The sequence below is a fragment of the Campylobacter sp. IFREMER_LSEM_CL2101 genome (genome assembly GCF_025771825.1).
In the GTDB taxonomy this organism is placed as follows: domain Bacteria; phylum Campylobacterota; class Campylobacteria; order Campylobacterales; family Campylobacteraceae; genus Campylobacter_D; species Campylobacter_D lari_C.
In genome coordinates, this window is record NZ_JAKMQZ010000002.1 from 31,746 (window position 1) to 49,457 (window position 17,712).

The following is a 17,712-nucleotide window of genomic DNA, read 5'->3' on the forward strand; positions in this document are numbered from 1 at the left end:
CAAGTTATAAGATGAAAATAAGACAAGTTCAAGGAGGGAAAAATGAATAAAATTGTATGTTCTGTCTTATCTTTATCTTTTTTAATAAGTTCTGCTTTTGCTATTGATCAAGCAAAACTTCAAGCAAAAAAGCAAACAGGTATCCATTTACAAAGCGCACAATGGAAAGTTCCTAATACTATAGAAGATGGTATTATCATTGAAGATAAACTTCCAAATTCGCCTTATACTCAAGCAGTTGTTTTGGGTAATAAAATTTTAAATTACACCACAAACTACATAGGACCTCAGGCAAAAGATCCTAAAAACCGCTATGCAGGTAATAATCTTTCTTGCTCAAGTTGTCATGCTAATGCTGGAACTATAAAAAATCAATCAGGTTTTGTAGGAATTTACGCACGCTTTCCACAATATAATGCAAGAGCGGATAAAATAATCACTTTAGAAGATAGGATTAATGGCTGTATGGAAAGATCTATGAATGGTAAAAAACTTCCAAACAACTCCCCGCAAATGAAAGCTATGCTTGCTTATATGCACTATATTTCTCAGGGTATAGAAGTAGGAGCAAAAACACAAGGACAAGGATTACCTAAAATAGCCTTTTTAAAAAGAGCTGCTGATCCTAAAAAAGGCAAAGAAGTTTATCAAGATAGATGTATGATTTGTCATGGAGAAAATGGAGAAGGGATAAAAAGTGATGATCCTAGCATGAGTTATTATATTTATCCTGCTTTATGGGGAAATGATAGCTACAATACAGGAGCTGGTATGTATAGACTTATCAAAGCTACAAGTTATATCAAAGCAAATATGCCAAAAGGCGATGCGACTTTGAGTTTAGAGCAAGCTTATGATGTAGCAGCTTATATAAATTCTCAACCAAGACCTATTAAAAAGAATAGAGATGAGGATTTTCCAGATAGAGATATCAAACCTGCAGATATGGACGTAAAACCTTATGCTAAACATGATAAATTTAGTATAGAGCAACATCGCTATGGTCCTTTTGAACCTTTATATATTAATACAAAATAATTTTTAAGAATAGCTAATTCTAGCTATTCTTTTTTTAAAACCCAAGCAAAATACCATATCGCAAAAGATAAAAGCAAAATCATAAAAAGCTTTTTATCATACACTCCAAAACCAATATAAAGCACAGAATACATAAAACCAAAACTTCCTGCATAAATGCAAATTCTACTCATTAAACCATTTTCCACCGCTTTAAAACATGGGCATTTGTGAAAAAATTTCTTTTTTGCTTCTTTGGGTTTAAAAAAACTCAAAACCGCACTTAAAATCAGCAAAAAACTTAAAAAATATAAAACCTTATCCATTAATGAAAATACCTTAACCAAGCAGGAATTGCATTTTGTTCTTCTTTTAAAGTGCTTTCCTCTCCATGTCCTGGAAGTAATCTAAAATCTTTTTCATAAGCTAAAACTTTAAGCAAACTCTCTTTCATCTTGGCTGCATCTGAGTAAGGAAAGTCCCATCTACCAATACTACGATAAAATAAAAAATCCCCACTAAAAAGCACATCTTCACCCAAAAGTTCTATCATACAACACCCTGGAGTATGCCCTGGAAAATGATGAAATTTAAACTTAAACTCATCTATACTAAGTTCATTTTCATTTTCTATCAACACATTAGCATCTGAATGCTCAAAACCATAATTAAAAGGATCTTTTAGCATAAAAGCATCATCTTTATGGATAAAAAGTGGAATTTCATAAGCCTTTTTAACTTTAGCATTATCATAAACATGATCATAATGACCATGGGTATTTAAAATAGCTAAAGGTTTGCTTACATTTTCTTTAATAAACTCATAAGCATTTTCACCTGGATCGATGATGATTTGCTTGTTATTATGATCTATAATATAACAATTTGTTTCATACATTCCGCATGGTTGTTTTAAAATACGCATATAAACTTCCTTTTAACTAAATCAAATATAATTTTAAAAAATTAATATTTAAAGATTTTTTATGAATTATACAAAATTACAAGAACTATTGATCAATTTTATAAAAGAACAAGCAAGAGATAAAAATCTCATCTTAGGTTTAAGCGGTGGGATAGATTCAGCTTTAGTAGCTCATCTTTGCAAAAAAGCAGTAGGTGAAAAACTTTTTGTGCTTTTAATGCCTACAAAACATTCTAAAAAAGAAAATTTAGATGATGCATTAATGCTTTGTAAAGATTTGCAAATTCATCATAAGATCATTTATATTGATGAAGTACTTTGTGCTTGTGAAAAAATTTGTCAAGACTTAAACCCTTTACGCTTTGGAAATTTAGCTGCAAGAGTGCGTATGAGTTTGCTTTATGATTATTCGGCTTTACATAATGCATTAGTAGTAGGCACTTCTAATAAAAGCGAACTTATGCTTGGTTATGGGACTATTTATGGGGATTTAGCTTGTGCTTTTAATCCTTTGGCTACGCTTTATAAAAGTGAAGTTTTTGAGCTTGCTAAATTTATAGGTGTGCATGAAAATTTCATACAAAAAGCTCCTAGCGCTGATCTTTGGCCAAATCAAAGCGATGAAAAAGATCTTGGCTATAAATATGAAGTTTTAGATGAAGTTTTAAAAGCTTTAGAAAATAATCAAAGCTTGGAAAATTTTGATGAGAATTTAAAAAATCTAGTCTTAGAGCGTGTGCAAAATAATGCTTTTAAAAGAAAACTTCCAACAACATTAAAGAATACATATGACTTGGCTTGATCGGTATTTTTTTAAACCTAATTTTTTGCAAAAAACTCTAGCCTTTTTGCTTTTGCCTTTTAGCTTTTTATATATGATTATAGCGATTTTAAACACTAAATTTAAAAAAGAACTTGATTTTAAATTACCCATTATAAGCATAGGTAATCTAACCCTAGGAGGCAATGGAAAAACTCCCATTTGTAAAGCCATAGCGACTGAGTTTGAAAATTGTTTTATTATCTTAAGAGGCTATAAAAGACAAAGTAAAGGCTTAATCATCGTTAAGCATAAAGATGAAATTTTATGCGATATTAAAGAAAGTGGCGATGAAGCTATGGAATATGCACTTACAAAGCACATTAGTGGAGTGATAGTAAGTGAAGATAGGGTTAAAGGCATACAAAAAGCTATCGAACTTGGAGCAAAAATCATACTTTTAGATGATGCTTTTTCTAAATTTCACATTAAAAAACTTAATATTTTATTGCAAAGTAAAGATGAGCCATTTTTTGGTTTTACCCTACCTAGTGGGGCTTATCGTTTGCCAAAATCTTTTGCTAAAAGGGCTGATTTTATAGCTAAAGAAAATGAAGATTTTGTGCGTTATTCTCATGTAAAAGAAAATCAAAAAGCAGTTTTAATAAGCTCTATTGCAAAGCCTTTTAGATTATATGAGCATTTTATCAAAGCTAGGGCTTGTTATTTTTTTGCCGATCATTATACTTTCAAAAAAGAAGAATTAGAAAAACTTTTAAAAAAACACAATTGTGATACCTTAATGCTAACCTTTAAAGACTATGTCAAGGTAAAAGATTTTGGCTTTAAAACAGAACTTATTCATCTTGATATTGTTTTAAAAGATAGCTTTAAGCAAGTTTTGCAAGATTATATTTATAAATTTAACAAAAAGGAAGAAAATGTTACTACACTCAACCCAAGATAAAAATCACCAAGTAAGCTTTTCAAAGGCCTTGCTTAGCCCTAGTGCACCTAATAATGCTTTATACGCTCCACTTAATCTACCAAAGCTTGATAATGAAGCTTTAAAAAATTTAAATTACAAAGAATTAGCCTTAAAAATCATCACAGCTTTTGATTTTGATTTAGAGCTTGAAGTTTTTGAAAAAGCTTTGAAAACTTATGAGGGTTTTGATGATAAAACCTGCCCTATTAATTTGAAAAAAATCAATAATAAGCTTTATATTAATGAATTATTCCATGGGCCAACAAGAGCTTTTAAAGATATGGCTTTACAGCCTTTTGGCGTGCTTTTAGAACACTTAAAAAAAGATGATGATTTTTTAATCATGTGCGCTACAAGTGGCGATACAGGACCTGCTACATTAAAAAGCTTTGAAAATAAAAAAGGTATAAAAGTAGTTTGCATTTACCCAAATGAAGGCACAAGTAAAACTCAAGCTTTACAAATGACACATTCAAATGCAAGCAATTTAAAATCCATAGCTATTGAAGGTAATTTTGATGATGCGCAAAATGCTCTAAAAGCGCTTTTAAATGATGAGGATTTTAAAAATACTTTAAAAGAAGAAAAGTTAAGTCTAAGTGCCGCAAATTCAGTTAATTTTGGAAGAATACTTTTTCAAATCATCTATCATTACTATGCTAGTTTGAAAATTGACAAAACAATAGATATCATCATTCCAAGTGGAAATTTTGGCGATGCTTTGGGAGCTTATTATGCTAAAAAAATGGGAGCAAATATAGGTAAAATTAAAATTGCTTCCAATTCAAACAATATCTTAAGTGAGTTTTTTAATACAGGCAAATATGATTTAAGAAATAAAAGCTTGCAAAAGACTATTTCTCCTGCTATGGATATACTTATATCATCAAATATAGAACGCTTGCTTTTTGATAAATTTAAAGATGAACGCACCAAAAAACTTATGCAAGCTTTAAAGAATGAAAAATATTATGAGCTTAGCCAAAAAGAGCTAGAGCTTTTACAAGAAGACTTTGAAGCTGATTTTTGCAATGATGATGAGTGTATGCAATATATCAAACAATACAGCCACTTAGGACTTTTAGATCCTCATACTTGCACTTGCTTTAAAATGCTTGATTCTAACACCACTACGCTTATCACTTCCACAGCACAATGGAGTAAATTTACCCCAAGTATGTATCAAGCAATTTATAATAAAGAATGCCAAGATGAACAAGCTTGCATGCAAGAACTTGCAAAAGAATTTAAACAAGAAATTCATCCAAATATCGCAAGCTTATTTACAAGCACACAAAAGCAAAATCAAGTTTGCAAACTTGAAAATCTAAAACAAACTATTATAGAATGGATAAAACAATGATAATCATACCCGCAAGATTAAAATCAAGTCGTTTTGAAAATAAAATTTTATGCGAGATTGATAATTTACCTATGTTTATTTATACAGCTAAAAAAATGCAAGAAGTTGATGAAGTGTGTGTGGCGCTTGATGATGAAGAGGTTTTAAAAATAGCACAAAAACACAATATAAAAGCAGTTTTAACAAGTAAAAATCACGAAAGTGGCACTGATAGAATCAACGAAGCTTGTCAAATTTTAAAACTAAATAAAAATGAGCTTATCATTAATGTCCAAGCTGATGAGCCTTTTATAGAAACACAAAATATTAAAGATTTTAAGGAATTTAGCCAAAAAGCTTTTAAAGATGAGCTTTGTTTTATGAGTAGCTGCTACAAAGAAGTAGATGCGAAAGCTTGTGATGATCCAAATTTGGTTAAAGTAGTTACTGATAGTAATGATTATGCTTTGTATTTTTCAAGATCTAAAATTCCTTATGAAAGAGCAAATTATAAACAAAGTTTTAAAGCTCATCTTGGAATTTATGCATATAGGGTTAAAAATTTACAAGAATTTTGCACTTTGAAAAACTCAGCTTTAGAAGAATGCGAAAAATTAGAACAATTAAGAGCCTTAGAAAATGGCAAAAAAATCAAAATGTTAAAAATAAAAAGTCAAAGCATAGGTATAGATACAAAAGAAGATTATGAGAAAGCTTTGGCTAAATTTGGAGTTAAAAAATGAAAAAAATACTTTTTTTACTAAGCTTGTTTTTTACACTTCATGCAAAAGAATTAATCGTAGGTATGGAACTAGCCTACCCTCCTTTTGAAATGAGTGATACTAAAGGTAATCCAAGTGGTATTAGTGTAGAATTTTTACAAGCCTTTGCCAAAGAAAAAAACTATGATTTAAAAATTCAAAACATAGCTTGGGATGGACTTATACCTGCCTTAAGAACTCAAAAAATAGATCTCATCATGTCTTCTATGAGTATAAGCGAGCAAAGAAAAAAAGTAATAGATTTTACCTTGCCTTATGCTAAGGCAAATTTAGCGATATTAAGCGCTAAAAAATCAAATATTAATTCCATAGAAGATTTAAATCAAAAAGGAAAAATCCTTGCCTTAAAAAGAGGTTCAAGTGCGCATTTATATGCTCAAAAAAATCTTAAAAATGCAAAAATCCTAGTATTTGATAAAGAAAATGCAGCCATTTTAGAAGTCATTCAAGCAAAAGCTGATGCTTTTATTTATGATCAAATGAGCATTTATAAAGCATGGAAAAAACATCCTGAGCAAACAAAAGCTATTTTTACTCCTTTTGAAAAAGCACCTGAGCAATGGGCCATAGCTTTAAATAAAAACAATACCAAATTAAAAGAAGAGCTCAATGAGTTTATTTTAAAATCTAAAGAAAATGGTCTTTTTGATAAGCTAAGTCAAAAATACCTCAAAGATATGCAAGAAGTTTTCAAAGAACAAAAGCTTGAGTTTTTCTTTTAAGAAAAACTCTTTTCAAGCTTTCTTGAAAACATAGAAATAGGCAAAGTTAAAACCAAATAGCAAAGCGCTAAAGGAATGTAAATTTCTAAAGTTGAAAAAGTAAAAGCATTGATTTCTTGAGCATTTTGTGTTAATTCTGAAATAGCTATAACGCTTAAAAGAGAGCTATCTTTAATTAAATTACTAAGCTGTCCGCTTAGCGGTGCTAAGATATTTTTTAAAGCTTGAGGAAAAATAACGCTTTTATAAATTTCAAACTCACTCAAACCCAAAGCCTTAGCACTTTCATATTGCATTTTATCAACACTTAAAATCCCTGCTCTAAATATCTCACAAATATAAGCACTAGCAAATAAAGCTAAAATCAAAACTCCACAAACATAGCGATTATCAAGCCCCAAATTATCCGCAAAAATGTAATAAATCAATAAAATTTGCACTAGCAAAGGCGTGCCTCTAATAAGCTCTATAAAAACTCTTGCAAACATATTAAAAAGCACGATTTTACAAAGACTCATATAGCATAAAATCAAAGCAAAAATCACACCTACAATCAAAGACAAAACACTAATAAAAAAACTCGTAAAAAAACCTTGTATCATTTTGTCTTTATACTCATAAATTGCCCCAAAATCAAAATTATAACTAGCACTTAAAAAAGACAAATAAAAAAATAAAAACAATAAAAAAACCAACAAAAAAGCATTAACCACAAACGCTTTTGGAGTGATTTTTTTATGTTCATTAAATTTACTACGTACTATAAAAAGATGATTCAATTCTATCCCTTATTTTTTATCAAATTTTTTAAGTTTTTCATCATTTAAACTAAGCTCCATTTTGCGAATTTCCTCCTCACCACTACGCACTAATTTTTTATCGTATTTAAAATACTTATTTTTAATTTTATTTGGATATTCTAAAATACTAAGTAAATACTTAAACAAATTGATTCTTGCTTTCTTTTTACTATCTGAATTAATAATTACCCAAGGACATTTTGGTGTATTAGAAGCTAAAAGCATAGAATATTTTGCTAGGGTGTATTTGTCCCATAATTCTTGGGATTTTTCATCAACTGGAGATAATTTGTATTGTTTTAGTGGATCTGTTCTTCTTTGCTCAAAACGTCTTTTTTGCTCTTGCTTAGAAACTGAAAAATAAAATTTAAAAAATAGAATTCCACTATCAAGCAACATCTCTTCAAAAGAAGACACCTCGCGCAAGAATTTTTTATGCTCATTTGGAGTACAAAAACCCATCACAGGCTCAACACCTGCTCTATTATACCATGATCGATCAAAAATCACTATTTCTCCTGCTGCAGGTAAATGTGTTACATAACGTTGAAAATACCACTGAGTTTTCTCTACATCACTTGGTTTTTCAAGCGCTACTACACGACAACCTCTAGGGTTTAAATGCTCAATTAATCTTTTAATAGCACCACCCTTTCCTGCCGCATCGCGTCCTTCGATTAAAATCAAAACCTTTAAACCCTTATCTTTAACATGATTTTGAAATTTCAAAAGCTCAATTTGCAATCTTTTAAGCTCGCTTTCATACTCAAGCGTTGATTTTTTTACCTTAATGAGAGTAAATTTGTCCTTGTCCATAACAGGCTCCTTAATTTAGGATAATTATTAACTTAAATTTACCACAAATAAGTAAAATAAAACAAATTTAATTTTCAATTTCAAGGAGAAAAATGCGTTTTTTAGCGGTATTTTTTATTTTTTTCAATTTAGCTTTTGCTAATAATGGAGTATTATCACTCAATGAAGCTTTTAAACTCAATACCCATAGCAACAATCAAGGAATTTTTTTAAAAATCAATCTTGCAGATAGAATTTATCTTTACAAAGATCAAATCAAAGTAGAATTAGACTCTAATGACATTACTTCTTTATTAAATTTCCCACAAACTCAAACTAGAGAAAACAAAGAAGTAATCTTTAGCCAACTTGAACTTTTTATACCTCAATTATTATTAGATGATTTTGTTAAAAATAACAAAGTAAAACTTTCCCTAGCTTATCAAGGTTGCTCAGAAGAAGGTTTATGCTATCGTCCTGTATATGTAAATTATGAACTTAATAAACAAAAAGGAATTTATACTATAAAATCAACCAAAGATCAATTTAAAAAGCAAAATGAAGATGAGCAAATTGCCAATGATTTAAGCACGCAAAATATATTTATCACACTTTTAACTTTTTTTGGTTATGGCTTATTATTAGCACTTACTCCTTGTATTTTACCAATGATACCTATTCTTTCATCATTAATCGCAATGAAACTCAAAGATAAACCATCTAAAAAACATAGCTTTTATTTATCTTTTATCTATGTATTTTTTATGTCTTTAGCTTATGCTATAGCAGGTGCTTTAGTGGGCCTTGCAGGGGCTAATGTGCAAGGTTTATTGCAACAACCTTGGATTATCATTACTTTTGCAGGTATTTTTGTATTGCTCTCACTTTCTATGTTTGGCCTTTATGAATTACAACTACCACTTAAATTTCAAAATTTTATCAATAAAAAAATAGAAGGCAAAAACGGGGTTTTTGGTATAGCTATCATGGGATTTTTATCAGCTCTTATTGTAGGACCTTGCGTGGCTGCACCTTTAGCAGGGGCTTTGCTTTATATTACTAATAGTGGCGATGTATTTTTAGGAGGACTTTCTTTATTTGTGATGAGTTTTGGTATGGGTATGCCTTTACTTTTAATAGGACTTGGAGGAAGTTTTTTAAAAAGCGGAGCTTGGATGCTTAAGATAAAGATTTTCTTTGGCTTTATCATGCTCATCATGGCAGTTTGGATGCTAGAAAGAATACTTAGTGCAAACATCATTTTAATGCTTTATGGGGTTATAGGGATATTTTTTACTAGCTTTATGGGGTTATTTGATGAAGCAAAAACTAATTTTGATAAATTTAAAAAAGCAAGTATGATTTTAATTTTAGCTTATAGTTTAAGTCTGATTTTAGGCGGCTCAATGGGCTCAAAAAGCTTGCTAAAACCTCTTGAACTTAACCTTGCTTCAAAAGAAAATAGCTCTAGTTTAAGTTTTAAAACCATCAAAAATTTAAAAGAGCTTGAGCAAGAATTACAAAATTCTACTAAACCAGTCATGCTTGAATTTACAGCCGCTTGGTGTGAAAACTGCAAACTTTTAGAAGAATATACTTTTACAGATACAAAAGTACAAAATTTGCTTGCTAATTACACGCTTTTAAAAGCAGATGTAACACACAACAGTCAAGAAGATTTAGCTCTTATGAAAGAATTTGGAGTTTTTGGGCCTCCTGTGATGATATTTTTTAACAAAGGCGAGGAAAAAGGACGTATTATAGGCTATGTAGATGCGAATGAGTTTTTAAATAGAGTTCCTTAAAAACTCTATTTAAAATTAATTTTATTTCAAAAAACCTTTCAATCCTTCAAGCTGATACTGCCATAGTTTTTCTATAAAAATTTTAAGTTTTATTGCTAAAAAACCACTAATTGGCTTATGTAAAACCGTGCCAACTGCATAATCCTTTCCGATGGAACAAACGGTATTTCCACTTATAAAAGAAAATTCTTGCTTAAATTCTTTCTCATCAATCATAGCCATTAAAGCTTTGGCTACATAAGCTCCTTCTCTTAATGCAAGCTGGGCTGTTGGAGGATAAGGAGTGTTAGTTTTAGGATTTTTAAATAAACTATTATCGCCTATAAAAAAGTATTTTGACGCATTTTCAACATTTAAAGGATGCATGAAAGCATCTACTTCTATACGCGATCTTGCACTTGGAAAATCTGAGCTATTTTCTATAACGCTATTACCCCTAACCCCTGCAGTCCAAATGATAGTATTAGCTTTAACAAATTCTCCCCCATCAAGCCTTATGCCATTTTTTTCACATTCTATGATTTTAGATTTTTCATATACTTTCACACCAAGTGTCTCTAACCTTTGCCTTGCTTTTAAAGCCAAACTTTTATCAAACATAGGTAAAATTTGATCCATAGCTTCAATAATAGAAAGTTCTAATTTCTCATAAGCAATTTGCTCTTTTTGGCAAAAGAATTTAAGCTCTTTAGCTAAAGAAGCTACAAATTCAACCCCGCTTAAGCCCCCACCACAAACTGTGATTTTTAAATCATCTTCATTTTGGGTGGTTTTATAATTTTTTATTTTCTCATATATTATTTCATTAATTTTTAAAGCATTTTCATAATTGTCTATACTCAAAGCATATTCTTGCATACCTTTAATGCCAAAAGTTTCTTTAGCAAAACCAAGCCCACATACTAAAATATCAAAGTCAAATTCATTATTTTTAGTATAAACTTTGTCTTTAGAAATTTTTAAAACTTCATCTTGGATAAAGTTGATTTTTGGATTTAATAAAGGCAAAAGATCATATTTTGAACTATAAATATCTTCATTAGAAGCTACTTTGTGTAGTAAAATAGTATGATAATGATAAGAATTGTTATTAATCAAACTCACTTGTGCTTTTTCAAAAAACTCATCAGGTAAGGCTTTTATAGCCGATAAAGTAGCATATCCTGCACCTAAAAACAAAATTTTCTTTTTTTGCATGGATTTTCCTTTAATTTGATAAAAAAATAAATAAAAATTTGGCATAATGGTATTATTTTTTATCTTAAAATATTTTTTATTTAAATTTAGCAAGGAAAAAGCATGCAAAGACAAACTTGGAGCAATACGCTAACTTATATCCTTACAGTAGCAGGAGCGACTATTGGTTTTGGAGCCACTTGGCGTTTTCCATACTTAGTAGGTGAAAATGGAGGCGGTGCTTATGTTTTAGCCTTTTGTATAGCTATGATTTTTATAGGAATTCCTGTGATTTTGGTTGAAAATGTTATAGGAAGACGCAGAATGCTAAATTCAGTCGATGCTTTTGGCGGAAAAACAAGTGATGGGGTTAAAATATCCAATTCTTGGCAAGGTGTTGGCTACATGGGACTATTAGGTAGTTTTGGAATCATGGCTTATTATATGGTAATAGGTGGATGGGTTTTAGCTTATATTTTTAAAATCATCATAGGTGATTTTAATCTTTCAAGTCCCATTAATGCTCAATATACAAGCGAATTTTATAGCTCTACCATAGAAAACAATCCTTTATTAATAGGAATTTTTACTACTATATTTGTAATAATTAACTGGATTATCTTAAAAAAAGGTGTGATTGATGGCATAGAAAAGTCAGTAAAATACCTTATGCCGTTTTTATTTATCTGCCTTTTGGTTGTTGTTGCGCGTAATTTAACTCTTGAAGGAGCAAGCGAGGGTGTGAAATTTTACCTTACTCCTGATCTTTCCAAAATCACTCCTAAATTGTTTATAGATGTTTTAGGACAAGTATTTTTTGCCCTATCTTTGGGTTTTGGCGTAATGATAACCTTATCATCTCACCTTAAGAAAAATGAGAATTTAATCAAAACTTCTGTTTATACAGGAATTTTAAATACCCTCATAGCAGTGCTTGCTGGTTTTATGATTTTTCCAGCTTTATTTAGCGTAGGTTTAACCCCTGATAGTGGGCCATCTTTGGTTTTTAAAACCTTACCTGTTGCGTTTTCACATATACCTTTTGGAAGTATAATTTGCGTGTTTTTCTTTTTACTTTTAATCATCGCTGCACTTACCACAAGCTTGCCAATTTATCAAGTAATCATCAGTGTTTTGGAAGAAAAATTTAAACTAGCTAAAAATACTGCTATTAATCTAACACTTGGAAGCATTTTTGTCTTGGGAAATTTACCATGCATACTTACTTATGGTCCTTTAAGAGATATTACTATCATCAAAGGAAAAAATATTTTTGATAGCTTTGATTTTATTAGTGGAAATATATTCTTTGTTTTAACAGCATTTTTTTGTTGTATTTATGTAGGTTGGATACTTAAAAAAGATGCTATTTATGAGCTTTCTAATCAAAATACCCTAAAAGGAAGTATTTTTAAACTATGGTATTACTATGTTAAGTTTATCATACCTTTGATTATCTTAGTGATTTTTTATTTTGGAATTTTTTAATTTATACTCATAACGCTTTAACATGCTTATATTTCCTTCAAGGCCTCCTTGATGGATATATAAGATTTTTCCACCAAATTGCTCTTTATGAGCTAATAAAGTTTTAAAACCCACCATATCATAAAGCAAATCAAACTCCACTCCACATTCTTTTTTTAAATCTTGATAAAGATCATAAAATTCCAAATAAGGCTTAGCAAAATGATATTTTTTAGGTGGATTTAGTATGGTTAAATTATTAAAATTATAATTTGGTTCTAAGTTTAAAATTTGTTCTTTTAAATACGCACTATCTCCCACACAAGCACATGTAAAAACTTTAAATTTACTATGTTTAGCCAAAAAAGCCGCAGAAGTTCCTGTGCCTGAGGGCAAAAAAATACTTACATTTTCACTCAACTGCTCACTAAGCTCTAAGGCTAGTTGTTGGTATCCAAATTCAGCTTCTTTTATAGCCACACCCTCTTCTATAAAAACATCATCATCTTTTTTTAAAGCTAAAGCTTGTAATCTTCTTGTAGGATAATTTATATTTTCTATCAACTCAACATTATGTTTTAATGCAAATTCTAAATTTCCATGGGGATTTTCTTTTAAAAAAGAACTCATTTTTTCACAAACAAAAATAAGTGAAAAATCATTTTCATAACAAAACTTAGCTAAAGCAACTAAAGCATTACTTTGAGAAGAACCAAAAGAAATAAATCTTTGTCCTTTTTTAAATAAATGTTTGTTTTTTTCAAATAAGGCTAGTTTTCTAGCCTTATTTCCATTGATATAACCTAGTAAATCATCTCTTTTGAGTAAAAATTCAAAATCTTTGTATTTTAAAACATCAATTCTACTTGCTATCAAGGTATTTTTCAACCTTTTCTAAAGCATTATTTGTATTGATATTAAACTTAATCTCTATTCTACGGCTTGCTTCTTTATCTTCTTTACCATCTTTCATAATTACATCAGAATAAGACCTACCACTTGCCATTAAAAGCTTTTGCAATCTTGGATCTTTGTAAAATGAGTGTATAAAACTCATCACAGCATAAGCTCTTTTTTGTGATAAATCAAGATTATATATATAAGAACCTGCGCTATCTGTGTGACCTTCTATGACTATATTTTCTATGCTATTTAAGATATTTTCATCTTTTAAAATATTGTCAAAATACTGCGTTAAAATCGCTTTTAAATTTTCTTTTGCATGTGCTTTTAGCGTAAAAGAATTTGTATCAAAAAGCACTTCAGAAGGTAAAACTATCGCCCCTGTATTAGAATCTAGAGTAATATTAGTATCAAATTTTGCTTGAAGATTTTTAATGGTATTTTCTTTAATTAAACCTAATTCTTTGATTTTACTTTTTGCCTCATCAAAATTACGCTCTAATTCTTTGATTTCTTCATCTTTTTTGTTTAATCTCTCAAGCAAAGCAAAAATTTGTTGATCTTTTTCATCCAAACTTGAATTTAAATCTTGATTGAGTTTAGTAATATTAGCCTCTAAAGCTTGTTTTTGCTTATTAACATCATCAAGCGTACTTGAAGTATTATTTAGTTTTTGGCTAAGATTTTTTAAAATATCTTCTTTTTGATTTAATTCTTCTTTGTTCTCTCTTAAGCGCTCTTCTTGTTTTTGTAGATTTTCTTTTATGATTTGCAAATCACTTTGAGTTAAAACATACTTAACAACTATAGCTCCAATAAGCAAAATAAATATAAAAAGCAAGCCCGCCATTAAATCTGCATAAGCTATCCAAAAATTATTTTCTTCATTGTTAGAATTATTTTTTATCATCTATTTTTTCATCTTCTTTTTGATTTTCAAGCTTTGCAATAACTTGTGTGGTTTGCTCGTCTAATTCTTTACTTTCTTCTTTAAATTCTTGCATTAGTGAAATTTTTTCATCGATATTTTTTTCATCTTCATAAGCTTCTTTAAAAGTGTGCATACCTTCTATAATACTTGCCCTAAAGCCCTCGAAAAGTTTAGTTTGATTATCAAGCATAAGATTTTGATATTTTTCAATATTATTTGAAAAATTATTCACTTTTTCATCTAAAGCACTCACACTTTTATCTAGATGGACAATCTTATCAGAACTCACATCTAAAAGTCTATTGTATTGCTCTGAAATTCTTAAAGTTAAATCCTTTATGTTTGAATTTAGCATATTTACCGCATTTGCGATTTCGCTGTAAGTTTTAACTATATCTTTTTGCTCTCTTTGGGTTTTAGATAAATCACTCATAGTTTGTTTTACATGCTCACTGCTTAATCTTACAGCTTTTTCCTCAGCATTTACAAGCTCTTGAAAAACTTTGAATTTTCTATCTATTGTATTATCTAGTTCTTTAAAAAATTCCTCATTGCTCACATGCTCAAAAATCGTGCCTATTTTTTCAAAATGTTGCAAACTTTCTTGAAGATATTTTCTATCAATTTCTTCTTTAGACCAGAAAAAATCGCTTGTTGCATTTTTTTGACGATTTAGAAGTTTTTGGAATTTACTACTACCGTATTTTTCAAAAAATATCCACCAAAGTGCTAAGAAAATTCCATAAATTGATACATAAAAGGCTGTTCCTACTCCATTTAATAAAACTGAAATTTCTTGTTCTAAACCTGCTGTGTCGCTTGAATTAAAATTTGGCATAGACATGGCTATACTTATAAAAGTTCCTAAAATACCAAGCATAGGAAAAATAGCTGCACCCACAGAAGCAAAATTTTCATTTCTTAAATCTTTTACATAAGCATAAGCAAAATCATCAAAACTAGCATTTGACTTTGTTTCTTTACCTATAACTAAAAAATGCTTCATAATATAGCGTTTTAATATAAGCTTAAACTCATCTTTTTGTTGCTCAAAAATACTTGAAGCATAATCAGCACTATGTCTAGCAAAGATCAAAGCCACTAAAAAAATAATCCCTATCATTACAACACTATGTAATTCTACTTTAAAATCAATCTTTCCAAAATATCCTAAAAGCACTAAAATATACAATATAGCAGGGATAAAAATAATCTTTAAATAAGCAACAATTCCTGTACTACCTTTTCCCTCAGGCAATACAAGATCAGAAAAATCATCAGTTGTTTTAACTTCCATTTTATAAACCTTTGTTAATTTTACTCTAAAAATTTAAAATCTTCACAGGAAAATCAACTAAGAGTTATAAAACTCTTAGTTTCTATCGATACAATTTAAATCACTAAAAGCACACTCTAAGCGTTTGATCATACTCTCTTCGCCCGCTCTAAGCCATACTCTTGGATCATAGTATTTTTTATTTGGCTTATCATCGCCTTCAGGATTACCAATTTGTCCTTGCAAATAAGCTTTATTTTTAAGTTCATACTCTCTAACACCATCCCAAAAAGCCCATTGTGTATCTGTGTCAATATTCATCTTAATCACACCATAGCTAAGTGCTGCTTTGATATCTTCTATATCACTACCACTGCCACCATGGAAAACAAAATTGATTGGTTTTTCTTCGCCAAGATTGAATTTTTCTTTTACATAATTTTGAGAGTTTTTAAGAATTTCAGGTCTTAAAATCACATTTCCTGGTTTATATACTCCATGTACATTACCAAAGCTAGCTGCGATTGAAAATCTATCACTAATTTTAGAAAGTCTCTCGTAAGCTAATGCTACATCCTCAGGCTGAGTGTATAATTTTGCATTATCGATATTAGTATTATCCACCCCATCTTCTTCACCGCCCGTACATCCTAGCTCAAGCTCTAAAGAAATCCCAAGCTCAGACATTTGTTTTAGATAATTTTCGCAAGTACTTAGATTGCTTTCTAAATCTTCTTCGCTTAAATCAATCATATGGGAGCTAAACAAAGGTTTGCCTGTTTCTTTTTTAAACTCAATATTTGCTTCAATCAAAGCATCAATCCAAGGAAGTAGTTTTCTAGCAGCATGATCTGTATGTAAAATCACTGGAACTCCATAAGCTTTTGCCATTAAATGCACATGTCTTGCACCACTTATAGCACCAAGTACATCAGCTTTTGGGCAAGCTTTTCCTGCTACAAATTTAGCTCCTCCATTTGAAAACTGAATAATCACAGGTGAATTAACTTTTTTAGCACTTTCTAAAACCGCATTGATAGAATTTGTCCCCACGACATTTACCGCAGGGATAGCAAATCCTTCTTTTTTTGCATGATTATATACGATATTTAGATCATCACCACTTAAAACACCTGGTTTAACAAGATCTAATACACCCATTATTTGTATTCCACTTTTGCTTTTTGAAGAAGTTCTTGAGCTTTTTTATTCATAAGTTCTTTAAATTCTTCCATTTTAATATTGCTTTCAATACCTGCTTTTACTTCATTATAGCTCATAGTACTTTTTGCTCTAGCATCTTCTTTTAAGATAACATGATATCCAAAATCACTCTTTACAGGTGTTTTAGAAATAGTACCTTTTTTCATAGAAAAAGCTGCATCAGCAAATGGTTTTACCATAGTTGATTCAGCAAACCAACCAAGATCACCACCTTGAGCTGAAGAACCTTTGTCGATTGATTTTTCTTTTGCAAGTTGAGCAAATTTATCATTTAAAGCTTTTCCACTTAGCTTACTAAGCTCGGCAATAATATCTTTAGCTTCTTTTTCGCTAGTTACCAAAATATGCTTAGCTTTCACTTGAGCTGGTTTAGTAAATTTATCTTTATTTGCTTCATAGAATTTTTTAGCTTTAGCATCGTTATTTTTAATTGAATCAAAAATTTTCTTTTGGTAGATATTTACCAAAATAGCTTCTTTAGCACGCTCTAATTCTTCTTTATATGAAGGATCATTTTCTATTTTTTGAGCTTTAGCATCTTTTAATACAAGTTGTTGAACAATGTATTGATCAATAATTGCTTTTTTTTGCTCAGCTGGTAAGTCAGTGATTTTAGCACCTCTTAACATAGGAGCAAAAAACTCATTCACTTCTGTATCGCTGATATTGTTTCCATCAAGAGTTGCAACCACCGCAGCATTTAAACTCAAACCTGTTAATAAAGCCGCAGCAACTAAAGAAATTTTTTTCATTGTTTTTCCTTTTGAAATAGTTTTGTTGATTTTATTATATCTAAACT

Annotated in this window: 18 protein-coding genes; 8 read left to right on the plus strand and 10 right to left on the minus strand. The window is 30.0% G+C overall.

Annotated features, from left to right (window positions below; all coding sequences use genetic code 11):
* Positions 1-42: 42 nt before the first annotated feature.
* Positions 43-1,038 (plus strand): c-type cytochrome, encoded by a 996-nt coding sequence (locus L8V88_RS01490; RefSeq protein ID WP_263723683.1) that lies wholly within the window; start codon positions 43-45, stop codon positions 1,036-1,038.
* A gap of 23 nt (positions 1,039-1,061) precedes the next feature.
* Here L8V88_RS01490 and L8V88_RS01495 read toward each other — a convergent pair whose 3' ends face one another.
* A complete protein-coding gene (locus L8V88_RS01495) occupies positions 1,062-1,343 on the minus strand; it encodes a hypothetical protein (protein WP_263673569.1) in 282 nt (93 codons plus the stop codon).
* The gene (locus tag L8V88_RS01500; protein ID WP_263723682.1) at positions 1,343-1,942 is read right to left on the minus strand and encodes an MBL fold metallo-hydrolase; all 600 of its coding nucleotides are present in this window, start codon (positions 1,940-1,942) and stop codon (positions 1,343-1,345) included. The genes L8V88_RS01495 and L8V88_RS01500 overlap by 1 nt, the downstream gene beginning before the upstream one ends.
* A 61-nt stretch (positions 1,943-2,003) precedes the next feature.
* Here L8V88_RS01500 and L8V88_RS01505 point away from each other — a divergent pair, with 61 nt between their 5' ends.
* The 5 genes from L8V88_RS01505 to L8V88_RS01525 are packed head-to-tail and all read left to right on the plus strand — an operon-like array spanning position 2,004 to position 6,536.
* Complete coding sequence (locus tag L8V88_RS01505; protein ID WP_263723681.1) at positions 2,004-2,744, plus strand: NAD+ synthase; 741 nt, start codon at positions 2,004-2,006, stop codon at positions 2,742-2,744.
* Complete coding sequence (locus tag L8V88_RS01510) at positions 2,731-3,669, plus strand: tetraacyldisaccharide 4'-kinase (protein ID WP_263726499.1); 939 nt, start codon at positions 2,731-2,733, stop codon at positions 3,667-3,669. The genes L8V88_RS01505 and L8V88_RS01510 overlap by 14 nt, the downstream gene beginning before the upstream one ends.
* Positions 3,644-5,053, plus strand: coding sequence for a threonine synthase (gene thrC, locus L8V88_RS01515; RefSeq protein ID WP_263726500.1), 1,410 nt, complete (start codon positions 3,644-3,646; stop codon positions 5,051-5,053). The genes L8V88_RS01510 and thrC overlap by 26 nt, the downstream gene beginning before the upstream one ends.
* Positions 5,050-5,775 (plus strand): 3-deoxy-manno-octulosonate cytidylyltransferase, encoded by a 726-nt coding sequence (gene kdsB, locus L8V88_RS01520; protein WP_263726501.1) that lies wholly within the window; start codon positions 5,050-5,052, stop codon positions 5,773-5,775. The genes thrC and kdsB overlap by 4 nt, the downstream gene beginning before the upstream one ends.
* Positions 5,772-6,536, plus strand: a complete 765-nt coding sequence (locus tag L8V88_RS01525) for a transporter substrate-binding domain-containing protein (RefSeq protein WP_263723677.1) — start codon at positions 5,772-5,774, stop codon at positions 6,534-6,536. The genes kdsB and L8V88_RS01525 overlap by 4 nt, the downstream gene beginning before the upstream one ends.
* On the opposite strand, the gene L8V88_RS01530 is transcribed toward L8V88_RS01525, so the two are convergent.
* Together L8V88_RS01530 and ppk2 are read right to left on the minus strand one after the other, a co-directional pair.
* Entirely contained in the window at positions 6,533-7,315 is a 783-nt protein-coding gene (locus L8V88_RS01530; RefSeq protein ID WP_412175395.1) for an amino acid ABC transporter permease, read from the minus strand. The genes L8V88_RS01525 and L8V88_RS01530 overlap by 4 nt on opposite strands.
* Positions 7,316-7,324: 9 nt before the next feature.
* The gene (gene ppk2 / locus L8V88_RS01535) at positions 7,325-8,152 is read right to left on the minus strand and encodes a polyphosphate kinase 2 (RefSeq protein WP_263726502.1); all 828 of its coding nucleotides are present in this window, start codon (positions 8,150-8,152) and stop codon (positions 7,325-7,327) included.
* Between the two features lie 92 nt (positions 8,153-8,244).
* Here ppk2 and dsbD point away from each other — a divergent pair, with 92 nt between their 5' ends.
* The gene (gene dsbD / locus L8V88_RS01540) at positions 8,245-9,936 is read left to right on the plus strand and encodes a protein-disulfide reductase DsbD (RefSeq protein ID WP_263726503.1); all 1,692 of its coding nucleotides are present in this window, start codon (positions 8,245-8,247) and stop codon (positions 9,934-9,936) included.
* 21 nt (positions 9,937-9,957) lie between these two features.
* On the opposite strand, the gene L8V88_RS01545 is transcribed toward dsbD, so the two are convergent.
* Complete coding sequence (locus tag L8V88_RS01545) at positions 9,958-11,133, minus strand: NAD(P)/FAD-dependent oxidoreductase (protein WP_263726504.1); 1,176 nt, start codon at positions 11,131-11,133, stop codon at positions 9,958-9,960.
* A gap of 102 nt (positions 11,134-11,235) precedes the next feature.
* Here L8V88_RS01545 and L8V88_RS01550 point away from each other — a divergent pair, with 102 nt between their 5' ends.
* Positions 11,236-12,600, plus strand: coding sequence for a sodium-dependent transporter (locus L8V88_RS01550; RefSeq protein WP_263726505.1), 1,365 nt, complete (start codon positions 11,236-11,238; stop codon positions 12,598-12,600).
* On the opposite strand, the gene L8V88_RS01555 is transcribed toward L8V88_RS01550, so the two are convergent.
* From L8V88_RS01555 to L8V88_RS01575, 5 genes are all read right to left on the minus strand, one after another.
* Positions 12,571-13,455: a 1-aminocyclopropane-1-carboxylate deaminase/D-cysteine desulfhydrase gene (locus L8V88_RS01555; protein WP_263726506.1), complete on the minus strand. Its 885-nt coding sequence runs from the start codon at positions 13,453-13,455 to the stop codon at positions 12,571-12,573. The genes L8V88_RS01550 and L8V88_RS01555 overlap by 30 nt on opposite strands.
* Positions 13,442-14,392: an OmpA family protein gene (locus L8V88_RS01560; RefSeq protein ID WP_263672026.1), complete on the minus strand. Its 951-nt coding sequence runs from the start codon at positions 14,390-14,392 to the stop codon at positions 13,442-13,444. Before L8V88_RS01560 ends, L8V88_RS01555 begins: the two co-directional genes overlap by 14 nt.
* The gene (locus L8V88_RS01565) at positions 14,379-15,710 is read right to left on the minus strand and encodes a MotA/TolQ/ExbB proton channel family protein (RefSeq protein ID WP_039626332.1); all 1,332 of its coding nucleotides are present in this window, start codon (positions 15,708-15,710) and stop codon (positions 14,379-14,381) included. Before L8V88_RS01565 ends, L8V88_RS01560 begins: the two co-directional genes overlap by 14 nt.
* A gap of 75 nt (positions 15,711-15,785) precedes the next feature.
* Positions 15,786-16,850 carry a class II fructose-bisphosphate aldolase gene (gene fbaA / locus L8V88_RS01570; protein WP_258107514.1) on the minus strand — a complete coding sequence of 355 codons (1,065 nt, stop codon included), beginning with the start codon at positions 16,848-16,850 and terminating at the stop codon, positions 15,786-15,788.
* A complete protein-coding gene (locus tag L8V88_RS01575; protein ID WP_263663212.1) occupies positions 16,850-17,665 on the minus strand; it encodes a peptidylprolyl isomerase in 816 nt (271 codons plus the stop codon). The genes fbaA and L8V88_RS01575 overlap by 1 nt, the downstream gene beginning before the upstream one ends.
* Between the last annotated feature and the right edge of the window lie 47 nt (positions 17,666-17,712).